At 56.2% G+C, this 18,666-nt stretch carries 18 protein-coding genes; 9 read left to right on the top strand and 9 right to left on the bottom strand.

From position 1 onward, the window contains the following. Positions 1–3 precede the first annotated feature (3 nt). Positions 4–282 (top strand): HPr family phosphocarrier protein, encoded by a 279-nt coding sequence (locus AC4FIA_RS00090; protein WP_103910374.1) that lies wholly within the window; start codon positions 4–6, stop codon positions 280–282. 12 nt (positions 283–294) lie between these two features. Further along, positions 295–1,179: a lysophospholipid acyltransferase family protein gene (locus tag AC4FIA_RS00085; RefSeq protein WP_490364230.1), complete on the top strand. Its 885-nt coding sequence runs from the start codon at positions 295–297 to the stop codon at positions 1,177–1,179. A gap of 4 nt (positions 1,180–1,183) precedes the next feature. Here the strand turns inward: AC4FIA_RS00085 and AC4FIA_RS00080 are convergent, their stop codons facing one another. Next, positions 1,184–2,155, bottom strand: coding sequence for a sodium-dependent bicarbonate transport family permease (locus AC4FIA_RS00080; RefSeq protein WP_490364229.1), 972 nt, complete (start codon positions 2,153–2,155; stop codon positions 1,184–1,186). A 97-nt stretch (positions 2,156–2,252) separates the two neighbouring features. On the opposite strand from AC4FIA_RS00080, the gene AC4FIA_RS00075 reads away from it, so the two are divergent. Beyond that, positions 2,253–3,173 carry a hydrogen peroxide-inducible genes activator gene (locus AC4FIA_RS00075; RefSeq protein WP_490364228.1) on the top strand — a complete coding sequence of 307 codons (921 nt, stop codon included), beginning with the start codon at positions 2,253–2,255 and terminating at the stop codon, positions 3,171–3,173. 31 nt (positions 3,174–3,204) lie between these two features. Here AC4FIA_RS00075 and AC4FIA_RS00070 read toward each other — a convergent pair whose 3' ends face one another. Together AC4FIA_RS00070 and AC4FIA_RS00065 are read right to left on the bottom strand one after the other, a co-directional pair. Continuing rightward, on the bottom strand, positions 3,205–5,151 hold the full coding sequence (locus AC4FIA_RS00070; RefSeq protein ID WP_490364227.1) for an acyltransferase family protein: 1,947 nt from the start codon (positions 5,149–5,151) through the stop codon (positions 3,205–3,207). 66 nt (positions 5,152–5,217) lie between these two features. Further along, the gene (locus tag AC4FIA_RS00065; RefSeq protein ID WP_103910370.1) at positions 5,218–6,093 is read right to left on the bottom strand and encodes a 3-hydroxybutyryl-CoA dehydrogenase; all 876 of its coding nucleotides are present in this window, start codon (positions 6,091–6,093) and stop codon (positions 5,218–5,220) included. Positions 6,094–6,248: 155 nt separating this feature from the next. Between AC4FIA_RS00065 and AC4FIA_RS00060 the strand changes: the two genes are divergently transcribed. Beyond that, entirely contained in the window at positions 6,249–7,091 is an 843-nt protein-coding gene (locus tag AC4FIA_RS00060; RefSeq protein ID WP_490364226.1) for a DUF6473 family protein, read from the top strand. 53 nt (positions 7,092–7,144) lie between these two features. On the opposite strand, the gene AC4FIA_RS00055 is transcribed toward AC4FIA_RS00060, so the two are convergent. The 5 genes from AC4FIA_RS00055 to AC4FIA_RS00035 form a co-directional block, all read right to left on the bottom strand. Beyond that, entirely contained in the window at positions 7,145–8,071 is a 927-nt protein-coding gene (locus tag AC4FIA_RS00055; protein WP_103910368.1) for an electron transfer flavoprotein subunit alpha/FixB family protein, read from the bottom strand. Beyond that, positions 8,071–8,829: an electron transfer flavoprotein subunit beta/FixA family protein gene (locus AC4FIA_RS00050; protein ID WP_103910367.1), complete on the bottom strand. Its 759-nt coding sequence runs from the start codon at positions 8,827–8,829 to the stop codon at positions 8,071–8,073. The genes AC4FIA_RS00055 and AC4FIA_RS00050 overlap by 1 nt, the downstream gene beginning before the upstream one ends. A 206-nt stretch (positions 8,830–9,035) precedes the next feature. Next, positions 9,036–10,157 carry a M48 family metallopeptidase gene (locus AC4FIA_RS00045; protein WP_490364225.1) on the bottom strand — a complete coding sequence of 374 codons (1,122 nt, stop codon included), beginning with the start codon at positions 10,155–10,157 and terminating at the stop codon, positions 9,036–9,038. Next, on the bottom strand, positions 10,157–11,362 hold the full coding sequence (locus tag AC4FIA_RS00040) for a YjgN family protein (protein ID WP_490364224.1): 1,206 nt from the start codon (positions 11,360–11,362) through the stop codon (positions 10,157–10,159). Before AC4FIA_RS00040 ends, AC4FIA_RS00045 begins: the two co-directional genes overlap by 1 nt. A 125-nt stretch (positions 11,363–11,487) precedes the next feature. Further along, the gene (locus AC4FIA_RS00035) at positions 11,488–13,809 is read right to left on the bottom strand and encodes a DNA topoisomerase IV subunit A (protein WP_490364223.1); all 2,322 of its coding nucleotides are present in this window, start codon (positions 13,807–13,809) and stop codon (positions 11,488–11,490) included. Here AC4FIA_RS00035 and AC4FIA_RS00030 point away from each other — a divergent pair. The 4 genes from AC4FIA_RS00030 (at position 13,808) to AC4FIA_RS00015 (ending at position 16,282) form a co-directional block, all read left to right on the top strand. Further along, entirely contained in the window at positions 13,808–14,527 is a 720-nt protein-coding gene (locus tag AC4FIA_RS00030; protein WP_490364222.1) for an SH3 domain-containing protein, read from the top strand. The genes AC4FIA_RS00035 and AC4FIA_RS00030 overlap by 2 nt on opposite strands. Positions 14,528–14,601: 74 nt before the next feature. Continuing rightward, positions 14,602–15,429 (top strand): SDR family NAD(P)-dependent oxidoreductase, encoded by an 828-nt coding sequence (locus tag AC4FIA_RS00025; RefSeq protein WP_490364221.1) that lies wholly within the window; start codon positions 14,602–14,604, stop codon positions 15,427–15,429. Between the two features lie 72 nt (positions 15,430–15,501). Then, the gene (locus AC4FIA_RS00020) at positions 15,502–15,705 is read left to right on the top strand and encodes a twin transmembrane helix small protein (protein WP_103910361.1); all 204 of its coding nucleotides are present in this window, start codon (positions 15,502–15,504) and stop codon (positions 15,703–15,705) included. Between the two features lie 4 nt (positions 15,706–15,709). After that, positions 15,710–16,282 carry a cob(I)yrinic acid a,c-diamide adenosyltransferase gene (locus tag AC4FIA_RS00015; RefSeq protein WP_490364220.1) on the top strand — a complete coding sequence of 191 codons (573 nt, stop codon included), beginning with the start codon at positions 15,710–15,712 and terminating at the stop codon, positions 16,280–16,282. Here the strand turns inward: AC4FIA_RS00015 and AC4FIA_RS00010 are convergent. Beyond that, positions 16,279–17,643 carry a cytochrome P450 gene (locus tag AC4FIA_RS00010; RefSeq protein WP_490364539.1) on the bottom strand — a complete coding sequence of 455 codons (1,365 nt, stop codon included), beginning with the start codon at positions 17,641–17,643 and terminating at the stop codon, positions 16,279–16,281. The two genes, AC4FIA_RS00015 and AC4FIA_RS00010, sit on opposite strands and share 4 nt — an antisense overlap. Positions 17,644–17,773: 130 nt before the next feature. On the opposite strand from AC4FIA_RS00010, the gene AC4FIA_RS00005 reads away from it, so the two are divergent. Then, positions 17,774–18,460, top strand: coding sequence for a hypothetical protein (locus AC4FIA_RS00005; RefSeq protein ID WP_490364219.1), 687 nt, complete (start codon positions 17,774–17,776; stop codon positions 18,458–18,460). Positions 18,461–18,666: the final 206 nt, after the last annotated feature.

Raw genomic sequence — 18,666 nt, 5'->3', positions numbered from 1 at the left:
TGTATGACTGACTCTATCCGCCGTACCCATAAGATTGTGAACGAAAAAGGTCTTCATGCCCGTGCGTCGGCCAAGCTGGTCGAGGTTGTAGAAGGCTTTGACGCCCGCGCCGAAGTTTCCAAAGACGGTATGAGCGCGTCCGGAGACAGCATTATGGGCTTGCTGATGCTGGCTGCCTCGCGTGGCACGTCGGTTGATGTGGAAACCAGTGGCGCCGACGCAGAGCCGTTGGCCGATGCCATCGAAACACTGATTGCCGACCGCTTCGGCGAACCCTGCTGATCGGTCGTCAGGATGACCGTGCGTGACACCGGGACGACAGAGCCTGAAGGCGTCGGTGTCACGGTCGCCACGCAAAATGCGCCTTATGACAAGCGTCGCCTAAGCTACGCGAACACATTCACCAATCCATGGAAAGCCAACACCATCCGCGCGATGGAGTGGGCGACGGGCAAGATCCCGTTGCTGCGGCTCGTGCGCCGGTTTGAACGGATGGGGCCTGCCGAGGGTCAGAAATTCTGGGCGCAGGCGCTGGGATTGATGAACATCGCGGTTGAGACGCCCGACCATGAGCTGGCCAATATTCCGAAATCCGGCCCCGTCATTGTCGTTGCGAACCATCCCCACGGGTTGGTTGACGGAATGGTTCTGGCAGAATTGATTGGCCGCGTCCGCACCGATTATAAAATCCTGACGCGGTCGCTACTGACAGGTATCTCCGAGATCGAGCAATTCATGATCCCCGTGCCGTTTCCCCACGAAGAAAATGCGCGGGAACAAAGCCTTGAGATGCGGGCGCGGGCGATGGATCATCTGAAACAGGATGGTTTGATCGTTCTGTTCCCGTCCGGCGTGGTGGCCTCGTCCGACACGATGTTCGGTCCGGTGATTGAACGCGATTGGAACCCGTTCACAGCCAAGATGATCCAGCGATCTGGCGCGACTGTGGTGCCTATCCGGTTCACCGGTCAGAATTCGCGCGCGTATCAGATGGCGAATACGATTTCGCCGACCATCCGGCAGGGCCTGTTGATCCACGAAGTGATGCGGGCCTGCGGGAAACCGCAAGCCCCGATTGTGGGTCAGCCGATGTCGCCCGACGATATTCAGGCGCTGGCCAAAGGTGGGCGTGAATTGGTGGCAAAGTTGCGGGAACAGACGATGGGTCTGGCCCGCTAAATTATCAAGCCGCCAAGGACGCCAGCCACAGGTACAGCGGCAGGCCTACTGTGATGTTGAAGGGGAACGTCACACCCAATGACAGCGTCAGGTAGATGCCCGCTTCGGCTTGGGGCAGGGCGATCCGCATTGCAGCGGGAACGGCGATGTAAGAGGCCGATGCCGACAGGACCATCAGCAGAAACAGGCTTCCGGTGCCGAGCCCGATCATCATGCCCAACACGCAAGCCAGCAGCGCGCCGATCACGGGCATGACCACCCCGAATGCGAAAAGACCACCGCCTAGCATATGTTTGTTCCGCATCAGGCTGCGCCCCGCGTTCAGGCCCATGTCCAGAAGGAACAGACACAGGATTCCGGTGAAGGGCGTGACGACGAATGGGGCGATCATCTCCATCCCGTTTTCGCGAGTCACCGCACCGATAAAGAAGGCCCCGACCAGAAGAACGATAGACCCGTTCGCCAGCAGTTCGCGCATGGGAACGGACGCTGTTTCGTCGGCTTTTCCGTATTTGTGGGCGATCCATAGGGCGGACAGGATCGCAGGCACCTCCATCGCGGCGGCGACGGCGACCATGTAGCCGTCAAAGGTGATGCCTGACAGCTCCAGCAGGCTGGACGCCGCAACAAAGGTGACAATCGAAATCGAGCCGTAATGCCCTGCAACGGCGGCTGCGTTCAGAGTATCAAGCTGCGTCATCGTTTTCAGAAGCGCGAAAGCGATGAAAGGAATTAGGAATGAGAGAAGAAGGCCGACCCCGATGGCCAGGAACAGGTCCGGTTGAAGCCCGTGCTTTGAAAGGCTGTGCCCACCTTTGAACCCGATGGCCAGCAGCAGGTACAGCGACATGAATTTGGCGGCACCTTCGGGAATAGACAGGTCGCTGCGAACAGCGGCGGCAATCAGGCCAAGAACGAAAAACAGGATGGTTGGGACCATCAAGTTGCTAATCAGACTTTCAAGTACGGTGGTCATGGGGAGGGCTCCAGTATGAAATCCGCGCCCTGTTGCCTGATGAATTTTGATAACTTAAATACAAATTGATCACATTATCTATAGTTTGAGGCTATGTATGCGTCCAACGCTCAGGCAGCTTGAATACATTGTCACGGTGCATCAGTTGGGCAATTTCGGATTGGCCGCCGAGGTGCTGAACGTCAGTCAGCCCAGCCTGTCGACACAGATCGCGACCGTTGAAACCGAATTGGGCGTGCGGCTGTTTCACAGAAACCGGAGCGGCGTAAAGACGACGGCCAAGGGTTTGGAGTTCATCGAACGTGCAAGGCGCATTCTGTCTGAGGTGACGAACCTGCGCGGGGCGATGACCTCATCCGCGCCGTTCGGCGGGCGACTGCGGTTGGGCGTTCTGCCGTCCATCGGGCCGTATCTGTTGCCCCAAGCCATGCAGGTGTTGCACCGCGACCAGCCGGATTTGCGCGTGATCGTGCGCGAGGAAAACACGCTTAGTCTGGATGAAGGCATCCGCTATGGCCGTTTTGATGCGATCATCTCGACACCCGAGGATCATCCGAACACCCGCCAGATGCCGCTGTTTACCGAACCTCTGTGGATTGCGGTGTCCCGCGATCACCCATTGGCAGGACGTAAAAGCGCCACAGCCGAGGATCTGAGTGGCCAGCGTCTGCTGACCCTCGATACAGGCCACAGGCTGGCGCGGATTGTCTACGGGCTTGCTGCGGCCAGCGGGGGTATCGTGTCGGATGATTACGAAGGCACCAGTCTGGATTCGATCCTACTGATGGCTGCCACTGGTGCGGGTGTTGCCGTCATCCCCGATCTTTTCGCCCGTATCCAAGCGGTCCATCGGCGCGAGGTCGTCACCATGCCCCTGAAAATGGCCGACGCCACGCGTGTGATCAGCCTGATGTTCGATCCGGATCAAACTGGAAATGATGATCCTGAGGAACTAGCCGGAAAACTACGCATAATCGCGCACAGTCTTGGGATGAAAAGATATAATACAGATGATTGAAACGTTTCTTCGCATACCAGAGAGGCGAAATCTAATCGATTAGTTTTGGTAGCAGCCAGTTTGATCCGTATGCGCTCAGATGGTCGTCATCCCGATAAAGCAAGAAGCCTTCATGTTCAGCGATGCAGACTGTGTCGCACAAAAAATCCATAGGCCTGACAATTCTGGCATCGTATTCGTTCGAGACACTCTCCAACATTAGATCAGCACGATGATTGCGTGCCGCGACACTTTGTGCCGAAGGGAGTGTGTTACTAGAAATTGGTTTGCGAAGAATGGCTTCTGCTACGTCGAAAGGCATTTCGGGCACACCCGCTAGGATGACCACATTGAGCCCCAAATTGCGTATCTCAGAAACTGTAGCTTCTAGCCCTTCTTTTGCGATAGCTGCATTATTCTGGATAGCTGTGTTGTAAGATCCAGTTTTTGCCAAAACAGCAGGGCGGCCCATTTCGTTGGTGGCACGGCTGCCTTCCGTAGCCAAGGCCCATCGTGCTGCAAGGTAGACGGTATCCAGATCGGGAAACTCTCGCATCTTTGAAACAACAGCCGCATTGTGTTTGTCGCATTGATGAGTTTGTCCTCGGTCAACTCTGTAAACTCCCAGCAAGGGAGGACAGGCGCTTTTGACGAATGCAACAGCAGAAGTATTCTGAGATGCAAAATAGGTATCAAACCCATTTAGCATGGCGCTGGCGTGCGAATCGCCGAAAATCAAGGCTGTAACTGGGGCCGCTTCGGCGCCAAATCTGCAGGGTTCGTCATCTACGTCCAAAGACGTGCAATAAAGATCCAAAGAAGGGCGCTGCTTCGCCTTAGTGTATATGGCCAATCGATCTTCCGAAAACTGACCCAACATTCCGTCTTTTTCGTGAATGAAGCCCGAAAGACTGGCAAGACACAGTATGCCGGCACCAGTTGCGGCGAATACTCGTGCTGTGGATTTGCTTTTACCCGATTGTCGTTTGCGAAAGGGTTGCTCAATGAAACGCCAACTTATCCACGCAAGTAAAACTGATAAAATCACGCAGCCAGTGCTCACCAGAGCCGGGAGTTCATGTGCTTCAGTGATTATTCTGGCATAGACCAAAACCGGCCAGTGCCAGAGATATAGCGAGTAAGAAATCAAACCCATCCAAACGACTGGGCGCCAGGATAGAAGCTTCGAAACTTGAGTTGTGCTTCTTGAATTAGCGAAAATAATCAATGACGCGCCTAGCACGGAGGGTAGCGCGGAAAGCCCTGGGAATGGGGTGGCATCGTCCATGAACGCGATACTTGCTGCTATAAGAATAATACCTAGCCAGCTGAGTACTTCGGCGAAAATTGGTCTATTCCACGATTGACCTATTCCCAAAGCCAAGAGAGCACCTGCGCCTAGTTCCCAGGCGCGAAATGGTGAAAGGTAGAAATTGGCAACGGGAAAACGAGATGTCATCCAAACAGATGCGACGAAAGATAGTAAAGCAATCGTGGATACTACCATTTTCCACCATCGCGGTCCCAATTTCGCAATCGCGATCAGTAGTAAAGGAAAGAACAAATAGAATTGCTCTTCTACGGCGAGAGACCATGTGTGGAGTAGAGGGGCAAGTTCTACCCCCGAGCCAAAGTAATCGCTGCTCGTTTTCCAAAATTCTATGTTGGATATGAAAAATAGAGTGGCTTTCTGCGAATTTGCATAATCGACAAATGCAGTTGGAGTTAGGAAAAACCATCCAGCGATTGAACACGCCGCCAATACTGTAAAAAGAGCTGGCAATATTCGACGGGCTCGACGTTCGTAAAACTTGGCCAGAGAAAATCGACCGTGTTCAATTTCGCCTGCGATTATGCCGGTGATTAGAAACCCCGAAATAACGAAAAAAACATCAACGCCAATAAATCCTCCGGTAAAGCCGGGGATATTTGCGTGGTTCAACACGACTGGAACGACTGCTAGGGTGCGCAGCCCGTCAATATCCGCTCGATACTTCATGCCAAACCTCAGGTTCCGTAAGGCGAAAACTTTAGCTCGGCTATCATTTAAATGGAGTGGCGTAAATTACCGCGTCGGAACAGGTGCGTCGCCGCGATAGTCATAGAAACCGCGGCTGGTTTTGCGGCCCAGCCACCCGGCCTCGACATACTTCGACAGAAGCGGGCAGGGGCGGTATTTGGTGTCGCCCAGACCGTCGTGCAGCACGTTCATAATCGCCAGACAGGTATCCAGACCGATAAAGTCTGCCAGTTCCAAAGGCCCCATCGGGTGGTTCGCACCCAGCTTCATCGCTTGGTCGATCGACGACACGTTGCCCACGCCTTCGTACAGCGTATAGACCGCTTCGTTGATCATCGGCATTAGGATGCGGTTCACGATAAAGGCGGGGAAGTCTTCGGCGCTGGCTGCGGTTTTCCCAAGGTCTTCAACGACTTTCAGGCAGGCCTGATAGGTTTCCTGATCCGTTGCGATGCCGCGGATCAGCTCGACCAGTTGCATCACAGGTACGGGGTTCATGAAGTGGAAGCCCATGAATTTTTCCGGCCGGTCCGTGCGGCTGGCCAGTCGCGTGATGGAAATGGACGACGTGTTCGATGTCAGGATCGTGTTGGGCTTCAGGTGCGGCACAAGCGTTTCAAAGATTTTCGTCTTGATCTCTTCGCGTTCGGTCGCCGCCTCGACGATCAGATCGCATTGGCCCAGCTCGGTCAGTTCCTGCGTGGATGAAATCCTTGCTAGCGACGCAGCCTTGTCATCGGCCGAGATGATGTTCCGGCTGACCTGACGATCAAGGTTTTTATCGATCACCGCCATGGCGCGTTCCAGCGCATCAGCGTTCAGATCGTTCAGCACAACATCATAGCCGGCTACGGCCATAACATGTGCAATCCCGTTGCCCATCTGGCCTGCGCCAACGACACCCACCGACTTAATTTCCATGTCGTGCCCTTTTCATCTTGCTGCAGCGCAACAGTAGGGCGTGCCCTAGGGGAACCGCAAGACCAAGTGCTCAAGTTCCTGTCAAATTTGAAATTTAGGATTTCGGCAAGAGGAATCACCGAATTTTCCAAGTGGGTGAAAATATAGGTGGTGAGATGACGGAACTGTCAAAGTCCCGTGGGGGACTGGAATATTATCCATGTCGTTACGGAAAATCGCGTTTGGGCTTTCGTGGTCCCAGACGCATGTTAGAGGGGCCGTATCTGGCCTGTCTGGGGGGCACAGAAACCTACGGGCGGTTTGTGCCTGAACCTTATCCAACGTTGATCGAGGCCGGACTGAATGTGCCAGTGGCCAACTTCGGGGTCATCAACGCAGGCATCGACCTGTTTCGAAATGATCCAGATGTGTTGGCCTTGGTACAAGAGGCACGGCTGGTTGTCTGTCAGGTGATGGGCGCGGCGAATATGTCGAACCGGTACTACAGCGTGCATCCACGCCGGAATGACCGCTTCCTGAAAGCGTCGGACAAATTGTTGGACCTCTATCCTGAGGTCGATTTTACCGAGTTCAATTTTACACGCCATCTGTTGCAGGCGCTGATCGACCGCGGGCCGGAAAGGTTCGATCAGGTAATACAAGAGCTTCAGACGGCTTGGGTCGCGCGGATGAAATCGCTGGTCGGCGGTTTTTTGGGCGGCACGATACTTGTCTGGATGTCAGACAAACCTGTGCCCGAACATGTGAGTTACGAGTCCAACCAGCAGCTTGGGCCTGATCCGTTGTTTGTCACCAAAGCGATGATCGACGAATTGCGCCCGCGCTTGCTGGGGTTTGTTGAGGTCAGCGACCCACCCCGTCCGCATCGCGCGGATGGTATGATCTTTTCCGATTTTGAAGAGATCGCCGCACGGGCCTGTGTCGGGCCGGATGCGCACAAACGCTTAAGCATGCATTTGCTGGAAAAACTAAGACCCGCGCTAGAGGTGTCGCTGTAACAAAAAAGCCCGCCGAATTCGGCGGGCTTTTCCAATTCAGATGATCGGGTCGATCACAGTTTCTCGGTCAGTTCCGGAACTGCATCGAAGAGGTCCGCAACCAGGCCGTAGTCGGCAACCTGGAAGATCGGGGCTTCTTCGTCTTTGTTGATCGCGACGATGACCTTGGAGTCTTTCATACCCGCAAGGTGCTGGATCGCGCCCGAGATGCCGACGGCGACGTACAGATCAGGTGCAACCACCTTACCTGTCTGGCCGACCTGCCAGTCGTTCGGGGCAAAGCCCGAGTCAACCGCGGCGCGGGATGCGCCAACCGCTGCGCCCAGCTTGTCCGCCAGTGCTTCGATCAGGTTGAAGTTCTCTTCCGAACCAACGCCACGACCACCGGAGACAACGACGCCAGCCGATGTCAGTTCCGGACGATCGCTTTCGGCCATCTTGTCTTCGACCCATTCGGACAGGGCGGGGTTGTCAGCAGCGGAAACCGCCTCGACCGACGCAGAACCGCCTGTGCCCGCCAGATCGAATGTCGATGTACGGAAGGTGATGACCTTTGTCGCATCCGAGGATTTGACGGTCTGGATCGCGTTACCGGCGTAGATCGGACGTTCGAACGTGTCGGCATCTACAACGCCTGTGACGTCTGTCAGAACCATCACGTCCAGCAGCGCCGCAACGCGGGGCAGGATGTTTTTCGCGTCCGTCGTGGCGGGGGCCACGATGTGCGAATAACCGCCAGCCAGCGAAACGATCAGAGCCGAGACGGGTTCCGCCAGACGGTGGCCATAGATCGCGTCTTCGGCGACCAGAACTTTGGATACGCCGTCGATTGTCGCGGCTTCGTCAGCTGCGGCTTTCGCCGTTGCGCCAACCGCCAGTACAGTCACGTCGCCCAGTGCCTTGGCCGCAGTCACAGCCTTGGCTGTGGCGTCCATCGCCAGTGCGCCGTCGTTGATTTCAGCAAGCAGAAGAACAGCCATTAGACAACACCCTTCTCTTTGAGTTTCGCCACTAGCTCGTCAACCGAGCCAACCATTTCACCCGCTTCGCGCGAACCCGGTTCGGATGTTTTGACAACTTCCAGACGCGGGGATGCGTCGACGCCGTAGTCTGCCGGTGTTTTCTCATCCAAAGGCTTTTTCTTGGCCTTCATGATGTTCGGCAGAGACGCATAGCGCGGCTCGTTCAGACGCAGGTCGGTTGTGACGATTGCGGGAAGCTTGACCTTGATGGTCTGCAGGCCGCCGTCCACTTCGCGGGCCACAACAGCGTTGTCGCCGTCGACGTCCAGCGTGTTGGCGTTTGTCGCCTGTGCCCAACCCAGAAGCGCAGCCATCATCTGGCCTGTCGCGTTCAGGTCGTTGTCGATCGCCTGCTTGCCGCAGACAACCAGACCGGCGCCTTCTTCTTCGGCAACCTTGGCAAGGATCTTGGCAACCGCCAGGGGTTCGATGTCTGTGTGGACGTCGTCAGCCGCAACAACGAGGATCGCGCGATCCGCGCCCATCGCCAGAGCGGTCCGCAGTGTTTCCTGCGCCTGCTTGACGCCGATGGATACCGCGATGACTTCTTCTGCTTTGCCCGCTTCTTTCAGACGGATCGCTTCTTCTACAGCGATTTCGTCGAAGGGGTTCATCGACATTTTGACGTTAGCCAGATCGACACCGGTTCCGTCCGCTTTCACGCGAACTTTCACGTTGTAGTCGATCACGCGCTTGACAGGCACGAGTACCTTCATATGCGTTTCTCTCCTTGTACAGGCGCGTGGCCGAGGCCATGCGCGGGTAAAACTTTTCTCCCACGGCGTGAATAACCGTTCAGCGGTGACTGAAACAGGGAAAAAACGTCACATCGGGTGCATTCGACGTCGCGTTTTCTGATTATGACGTTTCGGCATAAGTGTTTTTTGCCCCATGAAAACGGGGCCTTTGGTCGCAAGTTGGCTCAATCGCAGATTTGCTTAAGCGATTGCCACTGGGAATCAGAGATGACCGGACTTGTGGCGCTTTGTGTTTCGGCAAAGTCCCGTGCGCGCTGAGCCCTTTCAAGCGTAACGGGGTGCGTTGACAGATACGCAGGCAGCGCGGATTCGCCGTAAGTTTCGTCCAGAAGTTCAAAGAAACGCGCCATCCCGTCGGCGGACACATTGGCGTTTTGCAGCATTTCAAGCGCGAATTCATCCGCCTGACCTTCTGCTTCGCGCGTGTAGGACGCCGACAAAAGCTGTTCTCCCAGAATCGCCATAACCGCGCCGCCGGTGAAATCCCCGATCAGCATGGTCAGCAAACCGGCCGACCCAGAGGACCGGAGCGCATTGCGTGTCGCATCGCGCGATTCGACATGGCCGATTTCGTGGGCCAGCACGGCGGCCACCTCGTCGGGGCTTTCTGCATTGTCGATCAGGCCCTTCATCACAACCACCTGACCGCCGGGCGCGGCAAAGGCGTTGACCATCGGATGATCAAACACGCGACTTGATATAGTGTAGGTCATGTCCTGATTTTCGGTTAGTCGGTCGACCATGACTTGCAGTGCGATCTGGCCTTCTTCCCCCTGACAGGTCAGTTCATCTATTCCGACTCCGCCAAACACCCGCGCAATCTGGGCCACAACGGTTTTGCCAAAGGCAACTTCGCGTTCGATGGGAATGATTGCGGCCAGCGTGTTTGCCATGGCCGGCAGGATCACGAACAGCATCAGCACAGTGGCCCCCACGGCCATGCCTGTGAACTTGGCGATCTTTTTAAATGTGCCTTTCGGGACATCCTTGCGGAACAGATCGGGCCGCGTGGTCAGAAGCCATTTTTTGGCAACGGTATCTTCTAAAACCAGACGCGCCGTGTGGCGCGCCAGTTCGTCATCGCCTTCTTGGCGCAGCGTCAGGATGACCTGATGCTTGGCGCCATCCGAATGCAGGCCGCGCAATTCGCCCAAAGGCCAGCGCAGCGGTTCCGGCAGGCCGTCACCGGTGATGAACAGGGCCAGCCGGTCAGGCCCCAGTGACACGGTCACCGGAATCCTGCCTGCTGTCATGCCATCAAAGAAAACGGCCTGCGTTTCTTGCATCAGATTGCGCCTCCGATATCCAGCGCGTCGGCAAAGCCGTCGGCATCCAGATTGCTGTCGGCCTCGCGCTGATGGATCATGTTCAGCCCCTCGGGGTTCAGCACAGTCAGCGTGTCGATGTAGTGCGCCAGAATGGGCTGGGTGATAAACACAAGGCTAAGCGCTTGCGCCAGAACCAGCAACGTCAGATAGCCGACAAGCCCGATGAAGATCAGGATAACCGGACTTCCGCCTTCTTGCGCAAAGGCACCGAACAATCCCATGACCAAGCCAAAGATCAGCGCCGCTGCTGCCATGATCGCAGTGATGATGATCGCTCCGAGAATGGCCTTGGAAATGACTGTGCCCGTGCTTGGGTCTGCGTTGAAACGCACATCTTCAAGGGTCTTGTTGTTCGTGAGGTATTTAAAGCTGTGGACCGAGTAATAGATGCTGCCGATAATCAGCCAGACATAGCCGACGAAGCCCAGAATACCTGCCAAAGCCCCACTGCCAGAGACACCCGCGGCCACTGCTCCGACCAAAATAATCAAGCCGATGGCGATATGTTTCATCGCCGGATACAGCTTTTTCCATTCACCGGTCTGTTTGAACTTGGCCGAACCAAAGTGGCTGCGGTCGGTCATGTATTTCTCAAGGTAATAAGTCTGGCGCGGTAGCATGATGCCCAAGGTGATAAGCGTCAAAAGACCATGGCCAATCGCCCGCCAGACATAGCCCCACGCGCCTTTTTCCATGGCAAAGCGGATGCCCCGCCAACGGGTGCGGGCCAGTTTGTAGCGGCGTGCGCGGTAGACCGCGAACAGCAGAAACGGCAGGACGGCAAAGAACGAAATATAGATCGCCAGGATCTGTCCAAGTACCTGTGCAGGCGACGCGTTTTCGGGGTCTACCATGATGTTCATGTTAAAGTAGAACAGCACCATCTGGATGATCCCCAGATAGACCGCCAGAAACACGATCGCGACAAGAAAGCCCAACAGCTTTTCTAGCCCTGTGCCAGTGTATTCAAAGGTGTCGCCGCCCACATTGGCGCGCGACCAGATGTACCGGCGCAGTCGTGTTTTCTGCCAGAAGCGGTAGATGCCGAAGGTCACGATGGTCAGCATCCCGGTCTTGAAGGCAAGGCTGAACATCTCTTTCTTGGTGCCATTATAATTGACGTTTAGATCGCCGCTCGGCGAGCCTGTTAATGGGCTGGTCATAAATATCTTTCCCTAAGGTTAACTGCCATCACTCTGCTAAAGGTTGTGCGCTCGGTAAAGGGCAAAGCGATTGATTTGCGAAACTAAAAAAGGGTGCCTTGAAGCACCCTTTTTTGTTCTCGGTATCAGGTAAACTTGTTGTCCCGCGGGAAACCGCGTGGGGCCATGCGCCCCGCCGAGGCGCGTTTGGCGATCCATTCGCCCAGTTCTTCATGCGTGACGGTGCGGGTCCGGCCTGCGGGATCAAGCCAGTTCAGGCCGACCTCAAGCACAAAGGTTTTCGCGTCGGACAATCCGCCGTCTTTGTACTTTTGCAGGCGCACGCCCTTGCCCCGACCCATTTCCGGAAGTTCATCCAGCGGGAAGATCAGAACTTTGCGATTTTCGCCCACGACAGCCACGGCATTGCCTTCGACCGGTTTCACGACCAGCAGACGGATGCCTTCCTTGACGTTCAGAACCTGTTTGCCGGTTCGTGTCTGTGCCACGACATCGGCCTCGGGCACGACAAAGCCGTCACCAGCCGAGGATGCGACCAGCAGTTTGCGGTCGGGATTGTGGATCAGGATATCCATAATCTCGGCCTCGTTCGGCAGATCGACCATCAGGCGCAGCGGTTCACCCATGCCGCGCCCGCCGGGCAGGTTCGCGGCGGAAATGGTGTAGAAGCGCCCGTTCGACGCGGCCACCAGCAGTTTGTCGGTGGTTTCCGCGTGGAAGATAAAGCGCGGGCCGTCGCCGTCTTTGAACTTAAGTTCGCGGGTCAGGTCGATGTGGCCGGTCATCGCGCGGATCCAGCCCATTTGCGAACAGACCACGGTGATCGGCTCGCGCTCGATCATCGCTTCGATCGGAACGTCTTCGGCTTCGGCGGCCTCGGCCAGCATGGTGCGACGTGCGCCACCCGCATAGCCCTTGCCGAACGCCTTCTTAGTTTCACGAAGCTGTTCCGAAATGCGGGTCCACTGAAGGTCTTCGCTGGCCAGCAGGTCTTCCAGACCGGCGCGCTCTTCCATCAAGCGATCCCGTTCTGCGACCAATTCCATCTCTTCCAGACGACGCAAGGACCGCAGGCGCATGTTCAGGATCGCTTCGGCTTGGACCTCGGTCAGGGTCACAGCGGACGCAGGGATCACATTGGACGGACCGACATAATCGGCCTCGGACGTGGCGCGTTTGTGATCCTGAGACCAGTCTTCGCGCATCAACGCGGCTTTGGGGTCGTCATCGTAGCGGATGATGTCGATCACGCGATCAAGGTTGAGGAAGGCAATGATCAGGCCTTCCAACACCTCAAGGCGGTGGTCGATCTTTTCCATCCGGTGCGCCGAGCGGCGGCACAGAACATCGCGACGGAAATCAAGGAAGGCACGCAGCACTTCCTTCATCGAACAGACCTTGGGCGTCACGCCGTCGATCAGAACGTTCATGTTCAGGCTGAACTTGATCTCGAGGTCCGAGTTGCGGAACAGCATGTTCATCAGAACATCGGGGTCCACGTTCTTGGACTTGGGTTCAAGGATCATGCGGATGTCTTCGGCGCTTTCGTCGCGGACATCGGCAAGGATCGGAACCTTCTTGGTCTGGATCAGTTCAGCCAGCCGTTCGACCAGCTTGGATTTCTGAACCTGATAGGGAATTTCGGTCACGACAATCTGATAGACGCCACGGCCCAGATCCTCGATCGCCCATTTCGCCCGTAGGCGGAACGATCCACGACCAGTGCTATAGGCCTGAGCGATATTTTCGGGCGATTCCACCAAAACGCCACCCGTCGGGAAATCCGGACCGGGGACGTAATTCAATAGGGTGTCGTCCTGCGCGTTGGGCGACTTGATCAGATGCAGACAGGCATCAATCAGTTCGGAAATATTGTGCGGCGGGATATTCGTCGCCATGCCCACCGCGATCCCACTGGCGCCGTTCGCCAGAAGGTTCGGGAAAGACGCGGGCAGAACAACGGGCTCTTCCAGCGTGCCGTCATAGTTCGGGCGGAAGTCGACGGCGTTTTCATTCAGACCGTCCAGCATCGCCTCGGCTACGACAGTCAGTCGCGCTTCGGTGTAACGTGAGGCAGCTGGGTTATCGCCGTCGATATTGCCGAAGTTACCCTGACCATCAACCAGCGGATAGCGCACGGCAAAGTCCTGCGCCAAACGCGCCATCGCGTCATAAATCGCGGCGTCGCCATGCGGGTGATAGTTGCCCATCACGTCGCCGGAAATCTTGGCGGACTTCCGGAAGCCACCCGTCGACGAGAGGCGCAGTTCGCGCATCGCGTACAAAATGCGGCGGTGAACAGGTTTCAGACCGTCCCGCGCATCAGGAAGCGCACGGTGCATGATCGTCGACAGCGCATACGTCAGATACCGTTCCCCGATCGCGCGGCGAAGGGGTTCAGAACTTGTGTGCGAAGGGGTGTCCGGCTCGGTTATGCTATCGTTCATGGGCATCGTGATACCGCTGCGAAAGTGCTTCGGCAAGTTGCGCTTGATGCATTTTTTTTCGTTTTCCCCTTATCCCGTAAAAAGAGAATCGTTAGGACCCAGGGAACGCCAGCTGCCTTTTGGCGTTAGTTCAGTAACACAGTCTATTTTTGGGGGTGAGCGGATGGCCCGCTTCATTATTGCATCTTTTGGATTTCTATTCTGGGGTTTTTACGAAATGAGCGGCGGCGCTGATTTTGAACCCGGATGGTATATTGAGAATAAAGACGGCGTTGAAATTGCTGCTGTCGAAGAAACAGTTCTGCCGAAAGTAGAAGAAGAAGCTGTCGTGACGCGGGCGGATACGCGCATCAATGATCTTGGCGCTGTTGCCACAGCCAAGCCTTTGGTGACACCGGTTTCCTACAATGCTGACGGCACGCGAGGTGCGCGCGTTGTGAACGTTCTTTACACACAAGCCGAACCTATCCAAGTTGACGTGTCCGAACCCGAAGTTGTCGCGGCTGTCGCAAACGAAGTTGACCTGCGTGAAGTGTCTGCATCGCGAGTAAACCTGCGCAACGGTCCCGGCACACGGTATTCGGTTCTGGATAAGCTGGTGCGCGGTGATAAAGTTCAGGTTCTGTCCGACAATGGCGACGGCTGGATCAAACTGCGCGTAAAATCTAGCAACCAAGTGGGCTGGATGGCTGATTATCTGGTCACAGCCTCAAACTAAGCCTTTGAAAGGCTTGAAGTGGCGCCCCTAACAGATCATCTCAGTCCTGACTGCAATGAAGACGGGACTGAGACATGACCAAATCCATACTGATCACCGGATGTTCGAGCGGTATTGGATTGGACGCAGCGCAGATGATGCAACGACGCGGATGGCGCGTCTTTGCCTCTTGCCGGAAACCCGAAGATTGCAATCGCCTGCGCAAGATGGGTTTTGACAGCCCGCTGATCGACTACGAAAACCCCGTCACCTTTACCCCTGCGATCGAAGAAATTCTGGCCGCGACCGGTGGCACCCTTGATGCGGTGTTCCACAACGGCGCTTACGCCATTCCGGGGCCATTGGAAGATATCTCTCCTGATGCGATGCGCACGATTTTCCAAGCGAATTTCCTTGGTTGGCATGAATTGACGCAAAAGCTTTTGCCGGTGATGCGCGATCAGGGGCATGGCCGTATTGTTTTGAATTCCTCAATTCTCGGATTTATCGGAACGAAATGGCGTGGTGCATATGTATCGACCAAATTCGCGCTGGAAGGTTGGGCCGATGTGATGCGGCTGGAATTGGAAAGCGAAAATATTCAGGTCGTATTGATTGAGCCCGGCCCAATCACATCTGAATTTCGGAATAACGCGATCAAGCAATTCGAAAAATGGGTGGATTGGGAAAGTTCCCCCCGCGCTGATGAGTATCGCAGCACCTTGCTGAACAAACTGTACAAAGGAAGCGGCGAGATGAAGGGCACGCTGCCTGCTTCGGCCGTGTCGGAAAAGCTATTTCAGGCTGTGACCGAGATTGAACCACCCGCGCGTTACCGTGTGACCATGCCAACGCAGGCCATGGCCGTGGCCAAGCGCATTCTGCCGCAAGCTGTGCTAGACTGGGTTCTAAAGCGGGCGTGAAAGTCGCATTCGCTTTTTCTGCAAGGGCAGCTATGTCTTCGCAGACACGCGTAGACATCTGAAAGGTCCGCTATGCTTCAGGATCCACTATTTATCGTCATGGGGTTCTCCATCCTCCTTGTTCTGGGGATTTTGATGGTCGGAATCGGCGGTTTCGCCAAAGGTGGCGAATTTAACCGCAAACACGCCAACCGCATCATGCGCTACCGCATTTACGCACAGTTCTTTGCGGTGGTACTGATCCTCTTGTTCGTTTGGATCAGAAGAGGAGCCTGAGCCGATGGTTGTCCTGAACCGCATCTACACCCGCACCGGTGACCAAGGCGAAACGGCCTTGGGAAATGGCGACCGTGTTGCCAAGCATTCCCCACGGGTCATCGCCTATGGCACGACGGATGAACTGAATTCTGTCGTTGGCCTTGCCCGTTTGCATTCCGAAGGTGCAATGGACGCCATGCTGGCCACCATTCAGAACGATCTGTTCGATCTGGGCGCGGACCTGTGCCGCCCCGACATGGACCGCGATGACGAGGCCGACTATCCGCCGCTGCGGATGATTTCGGCCCAGACCAAACGTCTGGAAGCCGAGATCGACGAGATGAACCAACGCCTCGAGCCGCTGCGCAGCTTTATCCTGCCAGGTGGGTCGGCACTATCGGCACATCTGCACCAATGCCGTACCGTGGCACGTCGCGCGGAACGTCTGGTGATCGAGCTATCCGTGACCGAGGATGTGAATGCAGCGACCGTCACGTATCTGAACCGCCTGTCGGACTGGTTCTTTGTGGCCGCACGCATTGCCAATGACGACGGCAAAGCTGACGTTCTGTGGGTGCCGGGCGCAAGCCGCTAAGCGTTTAGCGGCGTCACCTTCATCCAGACGCCGCCACTCGGGCGCATCGTCAAAATCATCACCGGTTCCGGTGTTCTATCTGGCACGGCTTCAAACGCGAACCGTGCCAGCAGCGTTGCCAGCACAATCACGCTTTCCTGAATGGCAAAACTGGCCCCGATGCAAACACGCGGGCCGTCCCCGAACGGCAGGTAGGAATAACGCCGTTCCGACCACTTCGTCTGAAGCCACCTTTCGGGCACAAAATCATCGGGCGCATCCCAAAGATCGCGATGCCGGTGCAGGGCGAAGATCGGGATCATGATCGCTTCGCCTGCATAAACCTTGGTTTCGCCCAGCACGTCATCGCGCAAAATCGCGCGCCCCACCAAGGACGCGGGCGGATAGAGCCGCAGTGCTTCGTCAATGATGGCGCGGATATAGGGCAGGTTTTCAACATCGTCAGCGGTTGCTGTCCGCGTTCCAAGCACGGCTTGCGCTTCGGCGCGGGCCTTGGCTTGACGTTCGGGATCGAACCCAAGCAAATAAAACGCCCAACTCAGCGCGAGCGCGGAAGTCTCATGGCCAGCGATCACAAAGGTCAGAAGATTATCGCGAAGTTCCTTGGTGGTCATCCGTCGACCTGATTTCGGGTCTTCCGTCCGTAGCAGCAAATCCAGCAGATCATCAGGGCGGTTCGCGTTTCCCAGTTCGCGTCGCAGATCGATGGCCCGTTCAGCCTGCCGGTGCAGCGCCTTGATCGTCCGGCGGTTCAGCAAATGGCTCGGGCGGGGGACCCATTCGGGCACTGCCAGAAGATCCATCAACGACAGCTTGCCTACCGAATAGGTGTAGTCGTTGATCAACTGGTGCATGGCTTTGCCATCCAACCCCTCGTCGCCGGAAAACGTGACGTTTGCGATGATGTCAAACGTCACCTCGGTCATGTCGTCATAGAGGTTCACAGGGCCGGAGGCCGCTTTGCGCGCGATTTTGCGGCTGATCTGATCGGTGGCGGTGGTCATCGTTTGACCCAAGGCGCGCACATAGTTCGGGGCAAAAACAGGCGCGGTGGTCCTGCGCTGCCATCGCCACGGCGCACCGTCAGCCAGCAGGATCGAATTTCCCAGACCAGGCCGCAAGAGCGCCTTCATCACAAGCGATTTCGGATAATTGTCGACGTTATCCTTTAAAACGCGGCGCAGCAGATCAGGGTCGGTGACCATATGCCAGCGGGGGCGTTTGTCATCGGTGACTATCTTTTCGGTCAGTGCGGTCTGCGGAATGATGTTCAGAACATTCTTCCGCACGTGTTTGAGCGTCTGCAACGTGGTTAACGGCCCGCGGGCAAAGGCGGGCTTAACAGGCAGGCGCTGGCGCATGTCGTTCACGGTAGGGTACGTCCATATCGGCTAGGATAGTATCAACAACGGCAGTTTCCAGCCTAGTTTGATTGCGACAATTGCGACGGTGCGATATGCCAATGTCTACAGCTATGTGGGAAGCTATATCATGCGTCTGTCTACCTTTGTTTTTGTTCCGATTTTGGCCCTTCTGGCAGCCTGTGCTGACGGCGCCCGCGAACTGAAGGAACCGTTTGTGCCGCTTGGCAATTTCAAGCTGGGCCATGCGGTTGTCACGTCGCCCAATATCACCAAAGGTCCTGCGTCCCGTCAGGCGGATGCGGATGAGTGGAACAAGGCCATGGACGCCGCGCTCGAAGAACGCTTCCGCCGCTACGAGGGTGACAGCTTTTACCACATCGGCGTCAGCGTCGAAGGCTTTGTTCTGGCCCAGCCGGGTATTCCGCTGGTCTTCAGCCCGAAATCGGTGGTGATTGTCCGCGCTACGGTGTTCGAAGATGCGACCGGCAAAAAGCTGAATGATGTGCCCGAGCAAATCACAGCCCTAGAAGCCGCCTCTGCCGAAACGATTGTCGGCTCTGGTGTGACGCAATCCGCCGAAGAGCAGATGGAAAATCTGACGAAAAATGCAGCCCTGCAGATCGAAAACTGGATGCGCCGCATGCAGCAGGAGGCCGGCTGGTTCGGAGGACCGGAAGCCAACCTGACTGCAACCGGCGAACCCGTTGAATATGATGTAGTAATTGGCGGTCCCGCGCTGGATTACTCTGAAGAAAGCGCCGCGTCCGAGGTCATGGCTCCGGTCATCGAACCGGAGCTGGATGCGCCGAATTAAGCCTAAATGACTGTTCCCGGCCTGTGTTGTCGGGGCACTTCTGTCGAACTTGGTGCAACTGCGCCTTGATTTTCCCGTCGCGAGTCAATATCTCCGCCCGCGATGCAATTCGGGCCCGTTTCGGCCCCCCAACGGTGAGGCGTCTTGAGAGATGGCAAAGGAAAAGTTTGAGCGCGGCAAGCCGCACTGCAACATTGGCACGATTG

It is taken from the genome of Thalassococcus sp., assembly GCF_982780845.1.
This window is presented reverse-complemented; position numbering and strand designations above follow the sequence as displayed.